This is a genomic window from Streptomyces sp. NPDC005722 (assembly GCF_040630935.1).
Taxonomy (GTDB): domain Bacteria; phylum Actinomycetota; class Actinomycetes; order Streptomycetales; family Streptomycetaceae; genus Actinacidiphila.
In genome coordinates, this window is record NZ_JBEXYN010000006.1 from 243035 (window position 1) to 261461 (window position 18427).

An 18427-nucleotide genomic window follows, 5' to 3' on the forward strand; every position below is an offset into this window, starting at 1 on the left:
CCGGGCCAGGGTGTGGAGCCGTGAGCACCGACAGCGGGCGCGAGGGCTGGGACATCCGCACGGCCGGACCGCCCGACGCCGCACGACGGGCCCTGCTGCTGCCGGGCGCCCTGTGCACGGCCGAGTTCTACGCCGACGTCATGGCCGAACCCGCGCCCGCGGACGCCGGACTCGGCCTGGTGGCCGTCACCCTGCCGGGCCACGGGCGCAGCCCCGCCCCCGAGGACCTGTCCATCGGGAACTACGCCCGCCTCATGGCCCGGCTCGCCGCCGACACCGGCTGCGACGTCGTGGTCGGGCACAGCCTGGGCGCCAACGTCGCCATCGAGATGGCCGCCCTCGGCGAGTTCTCCGGGCCCCTCGTGCTGCTCTCGCCCGTCTTCTCGCGCGGCGACGAGGCGAGGGAACTCGCCCTGCTCGACCGGCTCGCCCACGTGCCGGTACTGGGCCTGGCGGCCTGGGCCGTGGCGCTGAAGACCCTGCCCCGCGGTGTCCGCGACAGCCTGCCGCCCACGCGCCGCGACACCCTCGCCTCGATCATGGGCGACAACGACCCGGCCTTCTGCCGCGCCGCGCTCCGGCAGTACTTCGCCCACCTCGACGAGCACGGCTCCCTCGTCACCCGGCTGTGCACCAGCGGTGCCCGGGCGGTCGTCGTGCGCGGCAGCGCGGACGACATCGGCCTCACCGACGAGGAACGGCACGACCTCGACACCTGCCCGACGCTGACCCTCGTCACGGTGCCCCGCGCCGGGCACGGGGTCCTCTTCGAACAGCCCGGCCGGGTCGCCGAGATCATCGTGGCCGCCGCCGACGGGACCAGCTGACCCCACCCCGCCCCTCACCTGCGCTGCAGGCTCCCGAGGGGGGTGAACCCGCCCGCACCGCGACGAACCGGCCATCGCGCCTCCGGGCCGGTCATCCGCCGGTCGCCCGCTGGTCGTCCGGCGGACATCCGGTGATGGGAGCGTGCGGGCGTGACTCGCACGATGGCTCTCGGACTGGCCGGTACCACCGCGCTGGCGGTCGGCGGCAGGGCCGCGGGGGCGCTTCCGGTACGGGACGGGATCGCGCTGCCCCACGGGGAGGCGGCGGCCGGGCTGCTGGTGGCGTACTTCGGCCTCGGCCTGCTCGTCGCGGCGTGGTGGCAGCTCGGCCGGATCGTGCGCGGGCCGCGGCCGCCGACGATCCGCGCCCTGCTGACGACCTTCGCCGTGTGGGCGGCCCCCCTGCTGCTGGCACCGCCGCTGTTCAGCCGGGACGTCTACAGCTACCTGGCGCAGGGCGCGATGGTGAACGCGGGCATCGACGCCTACACGCACGGCCCGAGCGTGCTCGGGGGCACGGCGGCCGCCGAGGTGCCCGCGATCTGGCGGAACAGCCCCGCGCCGTACGGCCCCGCGTTCCTGGCGCTCGCCCGTTACGGGGCACACGCCGGGGTCACCGGGATGCGGGCGCTGGCGCTGCTGGGCGTGGCCCTGCTGGCGACCCTGCTGCCGCGGCTCGCCCGCCGCTGCGGCGCGGACCCGGCCGCGGCCGTGTGGCTCGGGGCGCTCAACCCCCTCGTACTGCTGCACCTGGTGGCGGGGGCGCACAACGACGCCGTCATGCTCGGCCTGCTCGGCGCCGGCCTGGGCGCGGCGCTGGCCCGCCACCCGGTGCCGGCCGCCGCGCTGGTGACCCTGGCCGCGCTGGTCAAGGCCCCCGCCGCCCTCGGACTGCTGGTCGTGGCGAGCCTGTGGGCCGAACAACTGGAGGGCCGCTGGCGCCTGGCGCGCGCCGGGGCGGCCACGGCGGCGGTCGCCGGCGCGGCCACCGTGGCCGTCACCGCCGTCACCGGCGTCGGCTACGGCTGGATCGGCGCGCTCACCACGCCCGCCTCCGCCTCCAACTGGTCGCTGGTCAACGTCCTGGGCCGGTTCATCGGCACCCCCGACGTCTGGCGGCTGCTTGGCATGGCCGCCGCCGCGCTCGTCATAGCCGCCGTGTGGCTGTTCCGCGAGCGGCTCGGGCCGGTCTACGCCCTCGGCATCAGCCTGCTCGCGGTGGCGCTGCTGGGGCCGGCGATCCGTCCCTGGTACCTGCTGTGGGGGCTCGTACCGCTCGCGGTGGCCGCCCCCGACGGCCGGGTGCGGCGGCTCGCCGCGCTCGCCAGCGCCGCGTTGGCGCTCGCGGTGCTGCCCAGCGGGTTCGCCGCGACACCCCATCAGATCGCCCTGGCGGCCACGGGGGCGGCCCTCGCGCTGCTGCCGCTCGCCGCCGTGCGGCTGTTCCGGCTCGTCCGTCCCGCGCTCGCCTCATGAAGCGGATCGTGACGGCGGCCGCCGCCGTGGCCGCGACCGCGCTGTTCCTGGCGACCGTGCCGCTGCACCGGCACTGGTTCGACCTCGGCGTGTACTGGGGCACCGTCAACGCCTGGGTGTACGACGGCGTCGGCGTCTACGACTACCTCAGCCCCGGCACCACGTACGGCTTCACCTACCCGCCGTTCGCCGCCCTGTGCATGCTTCCGCTGACGCTGCTGAACTGGCCCTCGGCCGTCGTCCTCGCCGCCGCGGTCAACATCTGCGCGGCGGGCGCCGTCCTGTGGTGGACGGTCCGGCCGATCGTGCGCCGCCAGGGCTGGACCCCCTGGTACGCGATGGTGCTGGCCGGGTGCCTGATGGCGCTCCTGGAGCCGGTCCACGACACCTTCACCTTCGGGCAGGTCAACCTCGTCCTGCTCACCCTGGTGCTCGCCGACGCCGAACTGCTGCGCCGGGGCAGCCGCTGGGCCGGGTGCGCCATCGGCCTCGCCGCCGCCGTGAAGCTGACGCCCGCGCTGTTCATCGGATGGCTGCTGCTCGCCGGGCACCGCCGCGCCGGGCTCGCCGCGGCCGCCACCGCCCTCGGCGCGACCCTGCTCGCGGCGGCCGTCGCCCCTGGCGCGTCCCGCGACTTCTGGACCCGGGCGATGTGGGACACCGACCGCGTCGGCTCGCTGTCGTACGCCTCCAACCAGTCGCTGCGCGGCACCTTCGCCCGGCTCGACGCCCCCACGTGGGTGTGGGCGGTGGCCGTCGTCGCGGTGCTGGCGGTGTGGGCGTACAAGGTGCGCAGGACCGACGTCGCGACGGGTGCCGCCCTCACGGGTGTGACGGCCTGCCTGATCAGCCCGGTCACCTGGGTGCACCACCTGGTGTGGCTGATCCCGGCGCTGGCCGCGCTGGCCGCCGAGGCGCTGCGGTCGCGGAACCGCGGCACGGTGACCGCCGCGATCGGCAGTTACGTCCTGCTCTGCAGCAGCGTCGTGTGGCTGTGGCGGGGCGACCCGGGCACCGGCGGCGTGGGCGCCCTCGTGGGCGGCAGCGCCTACGTCTGGATCGGCCTGGGGCTGCTCGTCGCGCCCCGTCCCGGATGGCGTACCAGGGCGCGCCCGCGTCCGATCCTGGCTGACAGGGTGGGGGAGAGGGCCGGCTGACGGCCCGTCGGCCGTGCTGTCCGCCGAGCCCCGAGGAGATCGACGCATGCGTGTGTCCCTGCGCCGGACGTTCACCGCGCTGCTGATGACCGCCGTCCCCGCCCTGGCCGCCCTCCCCGCGACGTCCCCCGCGCAGGCGCACTCCCCCGCCCTGGCACCCCTGCTCGGGGCGGGAGCGCCCCACTCCATCCCCGGCCGCTACATCGTCACCCTGGCCCCGGGCAGCGACCCCTCCTCCGTCGCGAAGGCCGCCGGGATCACCCCGGCCCACGTCTACGACAGCGTGATGCGGGGCTTCGCCGCCCCGCTCACCGGACGGCAACTGGCGCGCGTACGGGCCCTGCCCGCGGTACGCGGCGTCGAACAGGACACCACCGTCGCCCTGCCCGCGGAGGACCGCGTCCCGGTGTCGACCAGCCACCGCCTGCCGGGCGGCACACCAGCCCCGCCCGGCGGCACCGGACGGTTCTGGGGCCTGGAGCGCGTGAACAACCGGACCCCGGCCACGCACGGCTACACGGTCCGGGCGACCGGCGCCAAGGTCACCGCGTACATCATCGACAGCGGGATCGACTTCACCCACCCCGAGTTCGGCGGCCGCGCCCGGGCCGGCATCGACGAGATGGAGGACGACGACCGCAACGCCGCGGACTGCGCTGGCCACGGCACCCACGTCGCCGGCACGGTCGGCGGCGAGAACACCGGCATCGCCCGGGGGGTCTCGCTGGTCTCCGTGCGCGTGCTGGACTGCGATGCGCGCGGCCCGAACTCCGGGATCATCGCGGGCATCAACTGGGTCGCCCGGCACGCGGTGAGACCCGCCGTCGCCAACATCTCGCTGGGCGGGCTCTACTCCCCGACGATGAACGAGAGCCTGGACGCGCTGGCCCGCTCCGGGGTCTTCCCGGTCGTCGCGGCCGGCAACGACGACGTCAGCTCCTGCGTCATCTCCCCGGCGAGCGCCACGGAGGCGTTCACCGTCGCCGCGACCGACCGGACCGACCACCGGGCGCCGTTCAGCAACTTCGGCAGCTGCGTCAACCTGAACGCGCCCGGCGTCGACATCGCATCCGCCTTCCCCGGCGGGCTCTACGCGGTCATGAGCGGCACCTCGATGGCGGCGCCCCACGTCACCGGCATCGCCGCGCTCTACAAGGACACCTACGGGGACGCCGGCTTCGAGGCGCTGAAGAAGTGGCTGCTCGACCACGCCACCCGGACCACGACCCCCGAACCCACCGGCACCCCCAAGCTGGTGGCGTTCACCGGCGACCTCTGAGCGTTCCGGGCACGGCGGACGGGTGCGTCAGGTGAGCTCCCGCGCGAAGTGCAGTCCAGTGATCGCCATGCGCCGGGCGTGGTAGAAGCGGTGCGCCCCGTGGTTGGCGACGCCCGCGTCGAGTTCCAGCCGCTCGCAGCCCGCCGCCCGGGCCCTGGCCTCCGCCTCCGCCAGCAACCGCGTGCCCACCCCGGCGCCGCGCGCGTCCAGCGCCGTGACCATGTCGCCGACGAGCAGCGTCCGCCCCCTGCTGGTGGTCAGCACCCGGTGCGTGGCCACCCCCAGGTATCGCTCCCGCTCGTCCAGCGCCACCGTGAAGACCACACCCTGACCGTGCGCCTCCGCGGCGAACGCCGCGAACCCGTCGGCGGTCATCGCCGGCCTCAACGCCCTGATCAGGGGTCCGACTTCGGCGGTCATGGCCGGTTCACCAGGCTTCACGTCCACGAACGTCAGTTCCATGGCGTGATCCTAGGAGGCGTCGGCGCCCACCGCCTGCCGGTACGGATCAACTTGCCGCGACGTTCACCGGAGTCGGGCAGCCGCACGCCGAAGAACGCGGCACGCTAGCCGATTGGGCCGGCCGTCGCGCGGGAATCCTCAACGCCACGGCGGCGAATGTCCTGGTCTGGTAAGAAACGACCGTGGATCATCGCGTCTCGAGCGATGGTCCCGGGCTCACACGCTGGGAGAGATCGACATGCTGAAGCCCACCTGCTCCTGCGACAAGCACCCGGTCGGCGGGGAACCCCCGGCCGGCACGACCCCCGGCCCCCACGCGGCCGACGGCCCGGGCTCCGACGGCCCGGCCGGCTCCCTCCTCGACGACGCCTTCGCGCCCGGAAACGGCGGCGCCCTCGTGCCGTCCCACTGACGGACGGAACGAGGGCACCGGAACCACGGGCGGGGCCCGCGGGGAAGGTCAGCCCTCCAGTTGCCGCCACCACCAGGAGATCGCCGGAAGGTCCACGGGGGCGTCACTGCCGGGCATCGGCGCCGGCGCCCAGGTGGTCGGCAGGTAGGCCGGGTCCTCGGGGTTGAGGTAGCGCTCGCAGGTCGTCCCCCACTCGAGGTTCGCCCGGACCCAGTGCCCGAGCGAGGTCACGTACCTCCGCAGCTCGGGCGAGGCGACGCGGTGGACCTGCGCGCTCAGCGTCGTGAACAGGACCATGATCTGGTCGCGGAGGAACATCGCCTCGGAGACCATGCCGGGGACGGGCTTGCCGGCGGCGTGCGCGATGACGTCGAGCAGGTTCTGGTTGTCGCCGTCACGCACGTGCTCCTTGCGGTACGACAGGATGTCGTTGTCCCACCCGGCCAGCAGGCAGGTCGCCTCCGTCAGCGCACGGACGTCCGGGCGCTCCAACTGCTCCGGCGGCAGTTCGTAGCCCTCCGCGATGTCGAGCATCATGACGCTGACCTTCATCGCGCCGTTGTGGATGCGCAGCAGGGCGTACGTGTCGAGATCGGGCGTGACGCGCTCGACCCGGTTGGCGGCCTCCCAGACCTGGCTGAAGAAGTACATGCGCATGGCATCGGTCCAGCGGCCCAACTGGACGGGGGTCGCCACCCGGCCCAAGCGCAGCCGCAGGTCCAGGAAGGCGGCCTCGAAGGAGTGGTAGGGACTGTCCGGGGACAGCGGGGGTTCAGGGGCCTCCAGGATGCGCAGCAGCCGGATCAGCACCCGGCTCAGCTCACCGGGATCGTGCCCGAGCCGCCCCTCGTCGCAGTGCGCGTCGTCGAAGGCGAACAGCCACATGCCGATGTCGGACGATATCTGCGTCACCTCCTGGGTCCCGAAGGGCGAGGTGAGGGCGGCGAGACGGCCCGCACCGACGTGCTCCAGGCGCTCGCGCTGGGACTCGTCCTCGTAGAGACCGAAACGACGGAGCCACTCGTTGGTGTTCCGGTCGAACAAATCCGCCAGGGGGTGGCTGGCGGGTGCGATCGGGCAGTAGAAGGGAGCCAGTTGGAGAGCAGGCACAGTGGTCACGGACGTGCTCCTTCGAGCTTGGGGGAGGGCAGGCCGGCACCGGCCACCTTCCGCACAGCCTTGCCATGAACGCGCCAAATCACAAAGAGCGGCACCCGGCCTCACCGCTGACGGGCTCCGGACGGGCGACGGGGGGATGCCGCAGCGGAACGACGGACCCGGGCTCCACCGGCGATCACCTCTCAACTGTCAGCTGTCACAACCGTTCCACCTGTGACGCTCCGCACGGGTGGCGGAAATCGAACACAAGTGGATCTTTCAACTGACCATTACTCCGGCATATGGCGGAGCAGTCAAGAGACCAAAACGCGTCACAGGAGCGACAGTTGACGCGCATCCCGGTTGCGTTCATGAGCGAGACGTGTGCGCCTGATGCTCGACCTTGGCCGAACCGGCCACGATGGCCTTACGGCATGGAGGGCGCACGAAAGGGCGCACGGGCGCATTCGCCCGTGCGCCCGTCATGAACCGGTCACACAGTGAGACACGGTGCGGGAGTTACCGCCCCAGAAGTCGCTCGGTGAGCGCGCGCCACCAGGAACGGCGGGGCGGCGGAACCGCGGCCGCGGGCCACGGGGCGGCGGACTCAGGCCGAGCCGCCGGCGGCAGTTCCGCGCCCACCGTGGACGTCTCCTGCGACGGCCGCGGCCGCGGCGGCGTCTGCGGAACCCGGGGCTCCTCGTGCACCTGCATCTCAGCGGGCGCGGCCTCCTGGTCGCCGAGAGGCTTGCCCGGGCTGAACTCCGCCGGCAGCGCGACCAGGTGGCGCGTCATCCACGCGGAACTCGCCTCGAGCTCGTCCTCCGGCACGGCCAGCCGCAGGTCGGGCAGGCGCATCAGCAGCGTGTCGATGCCCGTGTCCACGATGGCGCGGGCGATGTCCCGCCCGGGGCACTCGTGCGGACCGCTGCTGAAGGAGAGGTGCGAACGGTTGCCGAACACCGGCGTGCTCAGGTCCGGGCGGACGCGCGGGTCGACGTTCCCCGCCGCGATGCCCAGCATGATCATGTCGCCTTCCTTGATCTTCTGCCCGCCCAGCTCGGTGTCCCCGGCGGCCCAGCGACCGGGGAAGGCCGCCATCGGCGGCTCGTCCCACAGCACCTGCTCCAGGGCGTCGGGCAGCGTCATGTGCCCACCGGACAAGTGCGCCCGGAACCGGGGGTCGGTCAGAACCATCTTCAGCGCACTGGTGATGAAGTTGACCGTGGGCTCGTTGGCGGCCACGAGGAGCAGCCGCAGGTGCTCCGCGATCTCGTCATCGGTGAGCTCGGCGTCGTCGCGCACCAGCCACGAGGTCAGGTCGCCACCCGGGTCCGAGCGCTTGCGCTGCACGAGCTGCCGGCAGGTCGCGAGGACGTAGTCATTGCTGGCGAGGGCCGTCTCGGTACCACGCATCAGGTCACGGGCCGCCTCCACCAGCCTCGGCCCGTACTCCTCGGGCATGCCCAGCAGCTGGGTCATGACCAGCACCGGCAGCTGCTCGGCGAACTGCGTCACCAGCTCCGCTTCCCCGGACCGGCAGAACTCGTCGACCAGTTGGTTGGAGAAACGGATGATGTGCTGGCGGATGCCACGGCGGTTGAGGCGCCCCATGCTGGTGGTGACCGCACCGCGCAACCGCTCGTGCTCCGCCCCGTCGGCGAAGACGCACAGCGGCTGCCAGGCGACCATCGGCAGCAGCGGCGAGTCCATGGCGACGTTGCCGTCGCGGAAGTGCTGCCAGATGCGGGAGTCACGGGAGAACCGCGAGGGATTCCGCATGGCCTCGAGGTTCTCGTGGTGCCCCAGGATGATCCAGGCGTTCAGGTCGCCGTGCACGAGGATGGGAGCGACCGGCCCGTATTCGGCACGGAGCTTCTCGTACAGGGCCATGGGGTCGGCTTCGGCCTCGGGGCCGTACAGCCGCCGAAGGGCGCCCGGGCCGAGGCCGTGGGCGGGGCATTCGGGGGGTGGGGTGGTCACGGGACGCTCCTGATCACGGGCGGGGAGGGATCACAGGGCCGATGCGGCGGCGAGGGACTGGAGATGGCGCATGAGCGTCATCAGCACGTCACGGACGGAACTGCGGGACCGGGCGTCGCACTCCACCAGGGGAACGTGATCCGGCAGGTCCAGGGCGGACCGCAGCTCGTCGAGCGGATGGTGCGGCGACTCCGGGAAGGAGTTGACGGCGACGACGAAGGGCGTACCGCGCTCCTCCAGCCGCCCTATCACGTCGAAGCTGACCTCGAGACGCCGTGTGTCGACCAGCACCACCGCGCCCAGCGCACCCTCGAAGAGCCCGTTCCACAGGAACCAGAAGCGCTGCTGGCCCGGTGTGCCGAACAGGTAGAGGACCAGTTCCTCGTTGATGCTGATGCGGCCGAAGTCCATGGCCACCGTGGTGGCCGTCTTGCGTTCCACGCCGACGATGTCGTCGACGCCCACGCCGGCCTGGGTCATCGTCTCCTCGGTCGAGAGCGGCCGGATCTCACTGACCGATCCGACCAGGGTCGTCTTGCCGACCCCGAAGCCCCCGACAATCACTATCTTGACCGCGGCGGTTGCCGATTCCGGCAGAGCGTCCTCGCTCCGCGGCCCCCTGACGCCGATCGCGTCAGAGCCTTTCAAGTCCATGCATCACCGCCTCAATCAGTGCAGCGTCGGGAAGAAGTGCGGATGGGATGGGCGGTCGTGCCTCCACCCGCTTGTCGGCCAGCAGATCCGCGAGAAGTACGGTCACCACGCTGACCGGGAGGTTCAGGTACGCGGATATCTCGGCGACGGACAGGGGAGAGGTGCACAACCGCAGGATCGCGGCCTGTTCGGGCGCCATGCCCGGGGGTGGCCCCGAGCGGGCCCGTACCAGGGTGACCAGGTCGATGGCGGTCCCGTCCGAGGAACCGCTGCGCCCTCCCGTCACCACGTAGAGCCGCTCGGGGCTTGCGTTGTCCCACTCCGGAGGTCCGTCGCTCATACGGCCTGCCCGTCCCGGCGCGGAGGACTGGTCAGGTGTGCGCCGATCCGCGCGACCAGGTCCCGCATCCGATTGCCCATGAGCCCGGCGTCGACGCCCTCGTCGGCGAGGACCGCGAGGTACGCACCCGCGCCGGCCGCCATGAGGTAGAAGAAGCCGCCGTCCACCTCGATGACGACCAGCCGCATCCGTCCGTCGCCGTGCGGGAACTCACTTGCGATGGCCGCGGCCAGGCTCTGCAGGCCCGCGCAGGCCGCGGCCAGGCGGTCGGCCGCGTCCGTGTCGCCGCCGTACTGGGCCATGCGCAGGCCGTCCGAGGACAACACCACGACGTGCCGGGTCTCCGGGACGCCCGTCGCCAGGTCCTTGAGCATCCAGTCCATGTTGGCCCGCTGCTGAATCACGGCTACTCACCCTTATCTAACGTTTCGTCGCTGTTGCTGTCAGAGGAGGTGGCAGTGCTCTCACCGGACACGGCGCTGGTGAAGGCAGCCAGCCACATGCCCGGTTGCACGGACTCCTTGCCCGGCATCGGGTCCGACGCGGCAGTGACCGAGCCGTCGGCGGGCATGGCGCCCGTCCGTGCACCGGGGGCGGGACTCGGGGCCGGAGCACGTCGCCGCCGCTGGGGAAGTCCGTTCACGGTCCTCTCGTGCACGAGCGGCACGTCGTCCTCCGCCCACGAGGGGGAGGCGGCGGGCAGGGAGGGCCGGGGACCCGGAGCGACGGCCGGCGCGGGCGCCGGTGCCGTCCGGGGGTCGGAAGCGCGCTGGTCCGGGACCACGGGCCGGGGACCCGAGACGGAACCGATGCCGTGCGCCAGGCCCGTGGCGTTCGCCGCCGTCGTGATGACGTCCTGCGGGACGATCACCACGGCGCGCACCCCGCCGTAGGCGGAGGAGCGCAGCGACACCTGGAAGTTCCAGGTCGCCGCGAGGCGTCCGACGACGGCGAGGCCGAGACGGGGCGTCTCGCCCAGGTCGCCCAGGTCGAATCCGGCCTGGGCCTCCGCCAGGGCGCGCTCGGCGCGGGCCCGGGACTCCTCGCTGAGGCCGACGCCGCCGTCCTCGATCTCGATGGCGATGCCGGACTGCACCTCGACGGCGGTGAGGTGGACCCTCGTGTGCGGCGGCGAGTAGCGGGTGGCGTTGTCGAGCAGTTCGGCGACCGCGTGGATCAGCGGCTCGACCGCGGGTCCGACGACGGCCACCTCCGTCACGGAGTGCAGCTCCACGCGGGTGTAGTCGGTGATGCGCGACATCGCGCCGCGCAGCACGCTGAAGAGGGGTACGGCCCGGCGCCACTGGCGTCCGGGGCGGGCGCCGCCGAGGACCGCGATGCTGTCCGCGAGCCGGCCGATGAGGGCGGTCCCGTGGTCGAGCTTGAGCAGGTCGCCGAAGACCTCGGGTGTGCGGCCGTGCCGGTCCTCCATCTCCCGCAGGTCACTGGCCTGCTGGTGGACGATGGCCTGCACGCGGCGGGCGATGTTGACGAAGGCGCGCTGCGAGGACTCGCGGACGTCCTCCTCCGCGGAGACCGCCTCCAGCACCGAGTGCAGCATCCGCTGGTGGGCCTGCTGGAATCCGGGCGTGAGGCCCTCGGAGTCCTCGTCGATGTCCTTGAGCACGTCGGCGACGAACTCACCGCGCTGCAGCCGGGCCACCGCGTTCGGCAGCTGCTCCCGGGCGAGCCTTTCGGTCTCCGCCTCCTGGCGGGCGAGCCGGAACTGCAGTTCTTCCTCACGGCGTACGAGTTGCTCGCGCAACGCCCGTACGGCGGTGCCCCTGCGGGCGGTCTCGGCCCCGAGGACGGCCACGGCCACCGTGGCGGTCACGCCGCACCACAGCACCGCCTCCCGGGCGGCCGACGGGACGGTCCATACGGCGACGGCGGTGACCGCCGCGACTATGCCGACCGGCAATAACCACGCGGACGTGGCGGTGGGCCGGCGGTCTCCGGGGGACGATCCAGCACGAACCATCAGCATCCTCAGGTGATCGCTAGACATGGAACGAACACAGCACGAGCAGGCGGAGTGCGGCCTCAGCGACCTGGGCAATCGGCGACCGGTCGGCGAGGTGTGCCTGACCTGGCGTAATTGCTACAACACGCTGAGCCGCAAGTAGCATAGCCGCTTCCATTCGGTGGCTGATGCCGCCTCATGATGCCTTTGGCACATGCCGGTTGACGTATGGTTATCGGTTCTCGAGCGTCGACGCAAACCCCTCCCGGGCACTCCCGCACCATCTGTGCGGCCACGAATCGATCATGAGCAATGACCGATATAAACTGTTTGACCAGGGATGGCTTGGTCGATTCCGACGCCGGTCCCCGTGCCCCGGGAGGCCCCCATGAGCGAGCAGGAACCCGCCGGGCGGGACGCCCACGCGAGGGCCCCGGGAGACCGCTTGCGCACGTCACATGCCCCACGCGGGGCAGGCTGCGGCCCGGGTGGGAGGGGGCGGCGGACGGCACGGGCGGGGGCCGTGCGAAGGCACGCGGTGGAACCGGAGGGGCCGGCTCCCCAGGGTCCGCGCGGGCGGTACGGCCGGGCCCCGGGGTACGGGGCGGGACGGCCCCGGCGGGCACCGTCCGGCCGTACGCGACGCGCCCGGCACGCGGGGCCCGTGGGGGGCGCAGAAATTGGCTTCACCCTTAAGAGTGATGGGTACTTGCGCCCGGCCCGTTCAGGGAGCAGTGTCACGCGCGCGGGGAACACGGACACCCGCGCCGGGGACGTCCCAACCGTGCCCATCCGCACCGGGGACGCCCGATGACGGCCCGGGAACTGCAGGGGCTCGCCGCGATCGTCACCGGCGGCGCCACCGGGATCGGGCTCGCCACGGCGGAGACGCTGTCGGCGCGCGGCGCACGCGTCGCCGTACTGGACCACGCCCCCGGCCGCGCACCGGGGCACCTGCACGCGCTCGCCGCCGACCTGGCCGACGACGCGTCCGTGCGGTGGGCGGTCGACCGGGCCGTGGAGGACCTGGGCGGCCTGGACATCCTGGTCAACAACACGGGGACCGGCGCCGTCGGCACCGTGGAGGAGAACCCGGACGGCGAGTGGCGCCGGGTGCTGGAGCTCAACCTCCTCGGCGTGGTCCGGGCGAGCCGGGCCGCACTGCCGCACCTGCGCCGCTCCTCCTACGCGTCGATCGTCAACATCTCGTCGGTCACCGCCACCGCCGGACTCCCCCGCCAGGCGCTGTACGCGGCCAGCGAAGGCGCCGTACTCGCCCTCACCCTGGCGATGGCCGCCGACCACCTGCCGGAGGGGGTCCGGGTCAACTGCGTCACCCCCGGCACCGTCGACACGCCCTGGGTGGAACGGCTGATCGCGACCGCCCCCGACCCGGCGGCCGAGCGGGCCGCGCTCCAGGCCCGCCAGCCCAGCGGGCGCCTGGTCACCGTCCAGCAGGTCGCCGACGCCGTCGCCTACCTGGCCGGGCCCTCCGCCGCCGCCGTCACCGGCACCGCGCTCCCCGTGGACGGCGGCCTGCACGCGCTGCGGCCCGCGCCCACGCCCCCACCCCCGGAACCCCTGCCCTGAGACCCCCGGGGCCCCGGCCGGCCACGCCGCCCCGCGGCCGCTCCGGCGCGGGCGCCCCCGCCGACGGGACGTCCTAGCATGGGAGACACGTATCCGCGGACAGGGGACACCCCGCATGGTCACGCCGGAGGGAAGCGCGGCGGCGCCGGCGAAGGCGCCGTTCGACTTGGCCTACGCGGCGTCGGCGCTGATCGACGGCGCGGGGACGATCGTCGGCTGGACGGCCGCCGCGGAGCACCTGCTGGGCTACTCGCCCGCGGAGGCGCTGCACAGGTCCGCGACGCTACTGCTGGCCGCGCCCGAGCAGGCGTCCAAGGCCACCGAGATGGCCGCCCAGTGGCGCGACCAGGACATCTGGGGCGGTCTGGTGGCCGCCCGGCACCGCGACGGGCGGCGGATCGAGGTGGGACTGCGGGTGTCCGCCCTGATGACGCCCGACGGGCAGCGACGCTGGCTGGTGTCCGCGATCGACCTCGCCAGGACCCCGTCCTGGGCGGTGAGCAGCGCCATCCTGGAGGGCTTCCTCACCCGGTCCCCGATCGGCATGGCCGTGCTCAGCCCCGACCTGCGGTACGTGTGGCTCAACGACACCCTGGAACACTTCGGCGGCGTGCCGCGCGACCGCCGCATCGGGATGCACCTGGCCGACGCCCTGCCCGGGATGGACACCGAGGCGCTGGAGGCCGTCATGCGCGAGGTGCTGCTGACCGGTGAGCCGGCGATCGACCACGAGTTCCAGGGCTGGACGCTCGCCTCCCCCTACCGCGAGCGCTCCTTCTCCATCTCCTTCTACCGCATGGACGACGCCGAGGGCCGGCCGATGGGCGTCTGCTACATGGCGATGGACGTCACCGACCGGTGGCGCGCCCGGGCCAGGCTCGCGCTGCTCAACGAGGCCGGGGCGTGCATCGGCAGCACCCTGGACGTCACCCGCACCGCCCAGGAGCTGGCCGACGTGTCGGTCCCGCGGCTCGCCGACTTCGTCACCGTCGACCTGCTGGAACCGGTGCTGCGCGGTGGCGAACCGCCCTCCGGCGGCGGACTGGGCAGGGTGCCGCTGCGCCGTGCCGCGATGCGCTCGGTGCACCCGGGCACCCCGGAGTCGGTCGTCGCGTCCGGCGAGCGGATCAACGCCGGGGAGACCTCGCCGCACGTGCGCTGCATGACCTCCGGCCGCTCCGAGGTGGAGGGCGACATCGCCGTCGACCGGGCGTCGTGGCTCACCGACGACCCGGCACGGGCGGCCAAGATCCGCGAGTTCGGGATGCGGTCGGTGATGTGGGTGCCGCTGCGGGCCCGGGGCACCGTCCTCGGCGTGGTGACCTTCATCCGGCACCGCCGGCCCAACCCGTTCGAGCCCGACGACCTGCTGCTCGCCGAGGAACTCGTGGCCCGCGCCGCGGTGTGCGTGGACAACGCCCGGCGCTGGACCCGCGAGCACGAGGCGGCCCTCACCCTGCAGCGCAGCCTGCTGCCGCAGACGCTGGCCGGCGGCGCGGCGCTGGAGGTCGCCTTCCGCTACCTGCCCACCGACATCCAGGACGGCGTGGGCGGCGACTGGTTCGACGTCATCCCGCTGTCCGGGGCGCGCGTCGCGCTGGTGGTCGGGGACGTCGTCGGGCACGGGCTGACCGCCGCGGCGACGATGGGGCGGCTGCGCACCGCCGTCCACACCCTCGCCGACATGGACCTGCCGCCCGACGAGCTGCTGGCGCACCTGGACGACCTCGTCATGCGGCTCAGCGAGGAGGAGAGCGCCGACGGGTCCGTGGCCGCCACCCTCACCGGCGCCACCTGCCTCTACGCGATCTACGACCCGGTGACCCGGCGGCTGACGATGGCCCGCGCCGGACATCCGCCGCCGGCCGTCGTCGACCCCGGCGGCCGCGTCACCTTCGCCGAGCTGCCCGCGGGACCGCCGCTCGGCCTGGGCGCCATGCCCTTCGAAGCCGCCGCGCTCGAACTGGCCGAGGGCAGCGTCGTCGCCCTCTACACCGACGGCCTGATCGAGACCTTCGGCGAGGACGTGGACGCCGGCCTCGCCCGGCTCGCGCGCGCCCTGGCCCGTCCGGAGCTGCCGCTGCAGGACCTGTGCTCGGCCGTGCTGGAGCACCTGCCGCCCGGTCCGCCCGCCGACGACGTGGCGCTGCTCGTCGCCCGTACGCACGCGCTCACCCCGGACCGCTACGTCGCCTGGGACCTGCCGGCGGACCCGGCGGTCGTCGGCGAGGCCCGGGCCCTGGCCGGGCGCCGGCTGGCCGAGTGGGGCCTCGACGAGCTGCGGACGACCACCGAGCTCGTCGTCAGCGAACTCGTCACCAACGCCATCCGGCACGCCTCGGGACCGATCCGGCTGCGGCTGATCCGGCAGTCGGTGCTCATCTGCGAGGTGTACGACGCCGGCAACACCGTGCCCCGGCTGCGGCACGCCAGGACCACCGACGAGGGCGGCCGCGGGCTCTTCCTCGTCGCCCAGCTCACCCGCCGGTGGGGCACCCGCTACACCGCGGACGGCAAGCTGATCTGGGCCGAGCAGGAGATCCCGGACGCCGCCGCGGGGTGATCCCGGCCTCCCCGCGGGGTGATCGCCCCGCCCGGGGGCCCGCGGTCAGTCCTGCGGCGCCGCGAGGTCCATGAAGACGACCTCCCAAAGGTGCCCGTCCGGGTCCTGGAAGCTGCGGCCGTACATCGGACCCTGCTCCATGGTCTCGTTCGAGGGCGACCCTCCGGTGGCCAGGGCCGTGTCCACCAGCTCGTCCACGCGTCCCCTCGACTCGACGCCCAGGCAGACGATGGCCTCCGTGGTCTTCGTGGCGTCGGCGACCTCCTTCCCGGTGAACCGCCGGAAGAAGGGCTCGACGAGCAGCATCGCGAAGATGCCCTCGCCGATCACCACGCACGCGGCGTTGTCGTCGCTGAACGCGGGGTCGAAGGAGAAGCCGAGGCCGCCGAAGAACGCCCGCGACCTGGGCAGGTCCCGCACGGGGAGGTTCACGAAGATCTGGGTCGGCATGGTCGCCTCGTTCCGTTCCGGGCCCACTGTCAGTGGGCTGTGCTGAAGTAGACCGGTGGGCGCTCCGGAACTCATCGGAAGGCGGAGGAGAACCATGGCCGATCTCGCTGCACCCCCGGACGTGGCGCAGGAGTTGGAGCAGTACCGCGCGGAGCTGACCGGTTACTGCTACCGGATGCTGGGCTCGGCCTTCGAGGCGGAGGACGCCGTCCAGGACACGATGGTGCGGGCCTGGCGCGCGTACGACCGCTTCGAGGGGCGCTCCAGCCTCCGCTCCTGGCTGTACCGCATCGCCACCAACGCCTGCCTGGACATCCTGGGCGGCACCGGGCGCCGCGCCCGCCCGATGGACCTGTCCTCGGCCGGCTCCGCCGACGGCCCGCTGCCCGGCACCCTGCCGGAGACGACCTGGGTCTCCCCCGCCCCCGACGGCCGCGTGCTGCCCTCGACGGGCGACCCGGCCGACCTCGCGGACCAGCGCGAGAGCGTGCGCCTGGCGTTCGTCGCCGCGCTGCAGCACCTCGCGCCGCGCCAGCGGGCCGTGCTCATCCTGCGGGAGGTGCTCGCCTGGAAGGCCGCCGAGGTCGCCGAACTGCTCGACACGACCGTCGCCTCGGTCAACAGCGCCCTGCAGCGGGCCCGCGCCACCCTCGCCACCGCCGCCCCCGCCATGACGGACCCGGCCCGGCCGCTCGACGAGGAGCAGCGGGCCCTGCTCGGTCGCTACGTCGCGGCCTTCGAGTCCTACGACCTCGACGCCCTCACCTCGCTGCTCCACGAGGACGCCACGCTGTCCATGCCGCCCTTCGGCCTGTGGCTGCGCGGTCCCGCGGACATCAGGGCCTGGATGCTCGGGATCGGCGCCGGCTGCCGCGGTTCACGGCTGGTCCCCGTCACGGCCAACGGCACCCCGGGCTTCGGGCAGTACCGGCCCGCCCCCGACGGGGGTCACGAACCGTGGGCGCTCCAGGTCATCGAGATATCAGACGGCCGCATCACCGGGCTCAACTCCTTCCTGGACACCGAACGGCTCTTCCCGCTGTTCGGTCTCCCCGCACGGCTCGAACCCGAGGCCCACTGACCCGTCCAGCCCGGTGAGCGCCAGCAGTTCCCGCAGCGCGCCCCCGGCGCCCCGCAGCCGGATCCGGCTGCCGTGGCGCCGGGCGGTGAGCTGCAGCCGGGCGAGGGCGTCGAGCAGCACGGCGTCGGGTGCCCCGTCGAGCCCGCCGACGTCGCACAGCACCGTGCCGCCGCCCCGCTCCGCCAGCAGGAGCCGCAGCCGTTCCAACAGCGGCGGGATCCCGGCGCGGTCGAGCCTGCCGGTTAGGACGAGCACGACGGGCCCACCGCCCGGTCGGGACGCGGGCGGGGGCGGCGCGGGCCGGGCCATGGGCGACCTCCTGGGACGGGTTCCGGGCGTGGGCCCACGGTTCCCCGTACGCCCCCGTACATACCTAGGACCGGCGGCGCGGCCGTAATCCATCGGAGCCCGCGTCACCGTCCGAGCAGCGCCGTGATCTCCCGGGCGTCCCAGGCCCCGTCCGCGCACTCCGCGAGGTAGGCGGCGATGCCGGGCAGGTCCCAGGCGCCCGTCTCGGCCAGGCCCTCGACGATGTGCCGCAGGTAGTTCCCGGACGGCCTGACGTGCTCGGCCCCGGCGGAGCCCCAGGGCGCGGTGAAGGTGAGCACCGGGTGCCCGTCGACGTCCCCGGGGTACAGCAGCGTCTCGTACCGTCCGTCGCCCAGCCGGGCCCTGCCGTGCCGCAGCACCTCGCCGAGGTCGAGGTCGGCACCCGGCGAGCGGTACATCTCCTGGGCCGCGATGTCCGAGAACTGGCCGACCGTCAGCAGATGGGCCCGGGCGCGCACCCCGCCGGCCGGCACGTCGCCGTCGTAGAAGGCCCGCCCGCCCGACCAGACCGGCGACCGCGTCGCGAAGTACATCCGCCCCGGCAGTTCCAGCGGCACCGACCGCAACGGCGGCCGCGCGTCCCGGCAGCCCGGGTACTCCCGGCCGCCCCCGGGCGGCACCCCGCCGGCCAGGTAGCTGTTGAGGCGCACCAGGTGGGTGTTGGAGCCGTACGCCGCGTACCAGACGAATCCGGGCGGCCGGTCCCGCCGGCCGGCACCCCGGGGCCCCACGCTCTGCGGTGTGGTCACCGCTCCATGATGC

General features: G+C 73.5%; 18 protein-coding genes. 8 read left to right on the forward strand and 10 right to left on the reverse strand.

Annotated elements, in window-relative coordinates; translation table 11 throughout:
* Nucleotides 1–20: 20 nt before the first annotated feature.
* From ABZ479_RS10675 to ABZ479_RS10690, 4 genes are all read left to right on the forward strand, one after another.
* Nucleotides 21–827: an alpha/beta fold hydrolase gene (locus ABZ479_RS10675; protein ID WP_500461195.1), complete on the forward strand. Its 807-nt coding sequence runs from the start codon at nt 21–23 to the stop codon at nt 825–827.
* A 162-nt stretch (nt 828–989) separates the two neighbouring features.
* Nucleotides 990–2303 (forward strand): polyprenol phosphomannose-dependent alpha 1,6 mannosyltransferase MptB, encoded by a 1314-nt coding sequence (gene mptB / locus ABZ479_RS10680; RefSeq protein WP_500461292.1) that lies wholly within the window; start codon nt 990–992, stop codon nt 2301–2303.
* A complete protein-coding gene (locus tag ABZ479_RS10685) occupies nt 2300–3460 on the forward strand; it encodes a glycosyltransferase 87 family protein (protein ID WP_500461197.1) in 1161 nt (386 codons plus the stop codon). The genes mptB and ABZ479_RS10685 overlap by 4 nt, the downstream gene beginning before the upstream one ends.
* A gap of 46 nt (nt 3461–3506) precedes the next feature.
* Nucleotides 3507–4739, forward strand: a complete 1233-nt coding sequence (locus ABZ479_RS10690; protein WP_500461199.1) for a S8 family peptidase — start codon at nt 3507–3509, stop codon at nt 4737–4739.
* Nucleotides 4740–4766: 27 nt separating this feature from the next.
* On the opposite strand, the gene ABZ479_RS10695 is transcribed toward ABZ479_RS10690, so the two are convergent.
* On the reverse strand, nt 4767–5201 hold the full coding sequence (locus ABZ479_RS10695; RefSeq protein ID WP_500461200.1) for a GNAT family N-acetyltransferase: 435 nt from the start codon (nt 5199–5201) through the stop codon (nt 4767–4769).
* A gap of 238 nt (nt 5202–5439) precedes the next feature.
* On the opposite strand from ABZ479_RS10695, the gene ABZ479_RS10700 reads away from it, so the two are divergent.
* Complete coding sequence (locus ABZ479_RS10700; protein ID WP_500461201.1) at nt 5440–5613, forward strand: hypothetical protein; 174 nt, start codon at nt 5440–5442, stop codon at nt 5611–5613.
* A gap of 48 nt (nt 5614–5661) precedes the next feature.
* Here the strand turns inward: ABZ479_RS10700 and ABZ479_RS10705 are convergent, their stop codons facing one another.
* The 6 genes from ABZ479_RS10705 to ABZ479_RS10730 all read right to left on the reverse strand — a co-directional run bounded on the left by ABZ479_RS10705 (nt 5662) and on the right by ABZ479_RS10730 (nt 11669).
* Nucleotides 5662–6732, reverse strand: coding sequence for a terpene synthase family protein (locus ABZ479_RS10705; protein WP_500461202.1), 1071 nt, complete (start codon nt 6730–6732; stop codon nt 5662–5664).
* A 498-nt stretch (nt 6733–7230) separates the two neighbouring features.
* A complete protein-coding gene (locus tag ABZ479_RS10710) occupies nt 7231–8694 on the reverse strand; it encodes a cytochrome P450 (protein WP_500461204.1) in 1464 nt (487 codons plus the stop codon).
* A gap of 30 nt (nt 8695–8724) precedes the next feature.
* Entirely contained in the window at nt 8725–9348 is a 624-nt protein-coding gene (locus ABZ479_RS10715) for a GTP-binding protein (protein WP_499599722.1), read from the reverse strand.
* Nucleotides 9329–9688, reverse strand: coding sequence for a DUF742 domain-containing protein (locus tag ABZ479_RS10720; protein WP_500461206.1), 360 nt, complete (start codon nt 9686–9688; stop codon nt 9329–9331). Before ABZ479_RS10720 ends, ABZ479_RS10715 begins: the two co-directional genes overlap by 20 nt.
* On the reverse strand, nt 9685–10071 hold the full coding sequence (locus ABZ479_RS10725) for a roadblock/LC7 domain-containing protein (RefSeq protein WP_500461294.1): 387 nt from the start codon (nt 10069–10071) through the stop codon (nt 9685–9687). Before ABZ479_RS10725 ends, ABZ479_RS10720 begins: the two co-directional genes overlap by 4 nt.
* A gap of 23 nt (nt 10072–10094) precedes the next feature.
* Nucleotides 10095–11669: an ATP-binding protein gene (locus ABZ479_RS10730; RefSeq protein ID WP_500461296.1), complete on the reverse strand. Its 1575-nt coding sequence runs from the start codon at nt 11667–11669 to the stop codon at nt 10095–10097.
* A 792-nt stretch (nt 11670–12461) separates the two neighbouring features.
* On the opposite strand from ABZ479_RS10730, the gene ABZ479_RS10735 reads away from it, so the two are divergent.
* Together ABZ479_RS10735 and ABZ479_RS10740 are read left to right on the forward strand one after the other, a co-directional pair.
* Nucleotides 12462–13241, forward strand: coding sequence for an SDR family NAD(P)-dependent oxidoreductase (locus ABZ479_RS10735; protein WP_500461208.1), 780 nt, complete (start codon nt 12462–12464; stop codon nt 13239–13241).
* A gap of 115 nt (nt 13242–13356) precedes the next feature.
* Nucleotides 13357–15804, forward strand: coding sequence for a SpoIIE family protein phosphatase (locus tag ABZ479_RS10740; protein WP_500461210.1), 2448 nt, complete (start codon nt 13357–13359; stop codon nt 15802–15804).
* Nucleotides 15805–15849: 45 nt separating this feature from the next.
* Here ABZ479_RS10740 and ABZ479_RS10745 read toward each other — a convergent pair whose 3' ends face one another.
* Nucleotides 15850–16254 carry a VOC family protein gene (locus ABZ479_RS10745; RefSeq protein WP_500461212.1) on the reverse strand — a complete coding sequence of 135 codons (405 nt, stop codon included), beginning with the start codon at nt 16252–16254 and terminating at the stop codon, nt 15850–15852.
* 94 nt (nt 16255–16348) lie between these two features.
* Here ABZ479_RS10745 and ABZ479_RS10750 point away from each other — a divergent pair, with 94 nt between their 5' ends.
* Nucleotides 16349–17335: a sigma-70 family RNA polymerase sigma factor gene (locus tag ABZ479_RS10750; protein WP_500461214.1), complete on the forward strand. Its 987-nt coding sequence runs from the start codon at nt 16349–16351 to the stop codon at nt 17333–17335.
* Here the strand turns inward: ABZ479_RS10750 and ABZ479_RS10755 are convergent.
* Nucleotides 17237–17590, reverse strand: coding sequence for an STAS domain-containing protein (locus tag ABZ479_RS10755; RefSeq protein ID WP_500461216.1), 354 nt, complete (start codon nt 17588–17590; stop codon nt 17237–17239). The genes ABZ479_RS10750 and ABZ479_RS10755 overlap by 99 nt on opposite strands.
* 158 nt (nt 17591–17748) lie before the next feature.
* A complete protein-coding gene (locus ABZ479_RS10760; protein ID WP_499599710.1) occupies nt 17749–18414 on the reverse strand; it encodes a histone deacetylase in 666 nt (221 codons plus the stop codon).
* Nucleotides 18415–18427: the final 13 nt, after the last annotated feature.

What these genes read in the sequence shown, in the direction of transcription:
- ABZ479_RS10750 (WP_500461214.1), top strand. Translation starts at nt 16,349, where the DNA reads ATGGCCGATCTCGCTGCACCCCCGGACGTGGCGCAGGAGTTGGAGCAG.
- ABZ479_RS10695 (WP_500461200.1), bottom strand. Translation starts at nt 5,201, where the DNA reads ATGGAACTGACGTTCGTGGACGTGAAGCCTGGTGAACCGGCCATGACC.
- ABZ479_RS10735 (WP_500461208.1), top strand. Translation starts at nt 12,462, where the DNA reads ATGACGGCCCGGGAACTGCAGGGGCTCGCCGCGATCGTCACCGGCGGC.
- ABZ479_RS10720 (WP_500461206.1), bottom strand. Translation starts at nt 9,688, where the DNA reads ATGAGCGACGGACCTCCGGAGTGGGACAACGCAAGCCCCGAGCGGCTC.
- ABZ479_RS10685 (WP_500461197.1), top strand. Translation starts at nt 2,300, where the DNA reads ATGAAGCGGATCGTGACGGCGGCCGCCGCCGTGGCCGCGACCGCGCTG.
- mptB (WP_500461292.1), top strand. Translation starts at nt 990, where the DNA reads ATGGCTCTCGGACTGGCCGGTACCACCGCGCTGGCGGTCGGCGGCAGG.
- ABZ479_RS10730 (WP_500461296.1), bottom strand. Translation starts at nt 11,669, where the DNA reads ATGGTTCGTGCTGGATCGTCCCCCGGAGACCGCCGGCCCACCGCCACG.
- ABZ479_RS10740 (WP_500461210.1), top strand. Translation starts at nt 13,357, where the DNA reads ATGGTCACGCCGGAGGGAAGCGCGGCGGCGCCGGCGAAGGCGCCGTTC.
- ABZ479_RS10725 (WP_500461294.1), bottom strand. Translation starts at nt 10,071, where the DNA reads ATGGACTGGATGCTCAAGGACCTGGCGACGGGCGTCCCGGAGACCCGG.
- ABZ479_RS10690 (WP_500461199.1), top strand. Translation starts at nt 3,507, where the DNA reads ATGCGTGTGTCCCTGCGCCGGACGTTCACCGCGCTGCTGATGACCGCC.
- ABZ479_RS10700 (WP_500461201.1), top strand. Translation starts at nt 5,440, where the DNA reads ATGCTGAAGCCCACCTGCTCCTGCGACAAGCACCCGGTCGGCGGGGAA.
- ABZ479_RS10745 (WP_500461212.1), bottom strand. Translation starts at nt 16,254, where the DNA reads ATGCCGACCCAGATCTTCGTGAACCTCCCCGTGCGGGACCTGCCCAGG.
- ABZ479_RS10715 (WP_499599722.1), bottom strand. Translation starts at nt 9,348, where the DNA reads ATGGACTTGAAAGGCTCTGACGCGATCGGCGTCAGGGGGCCGCGGAGC.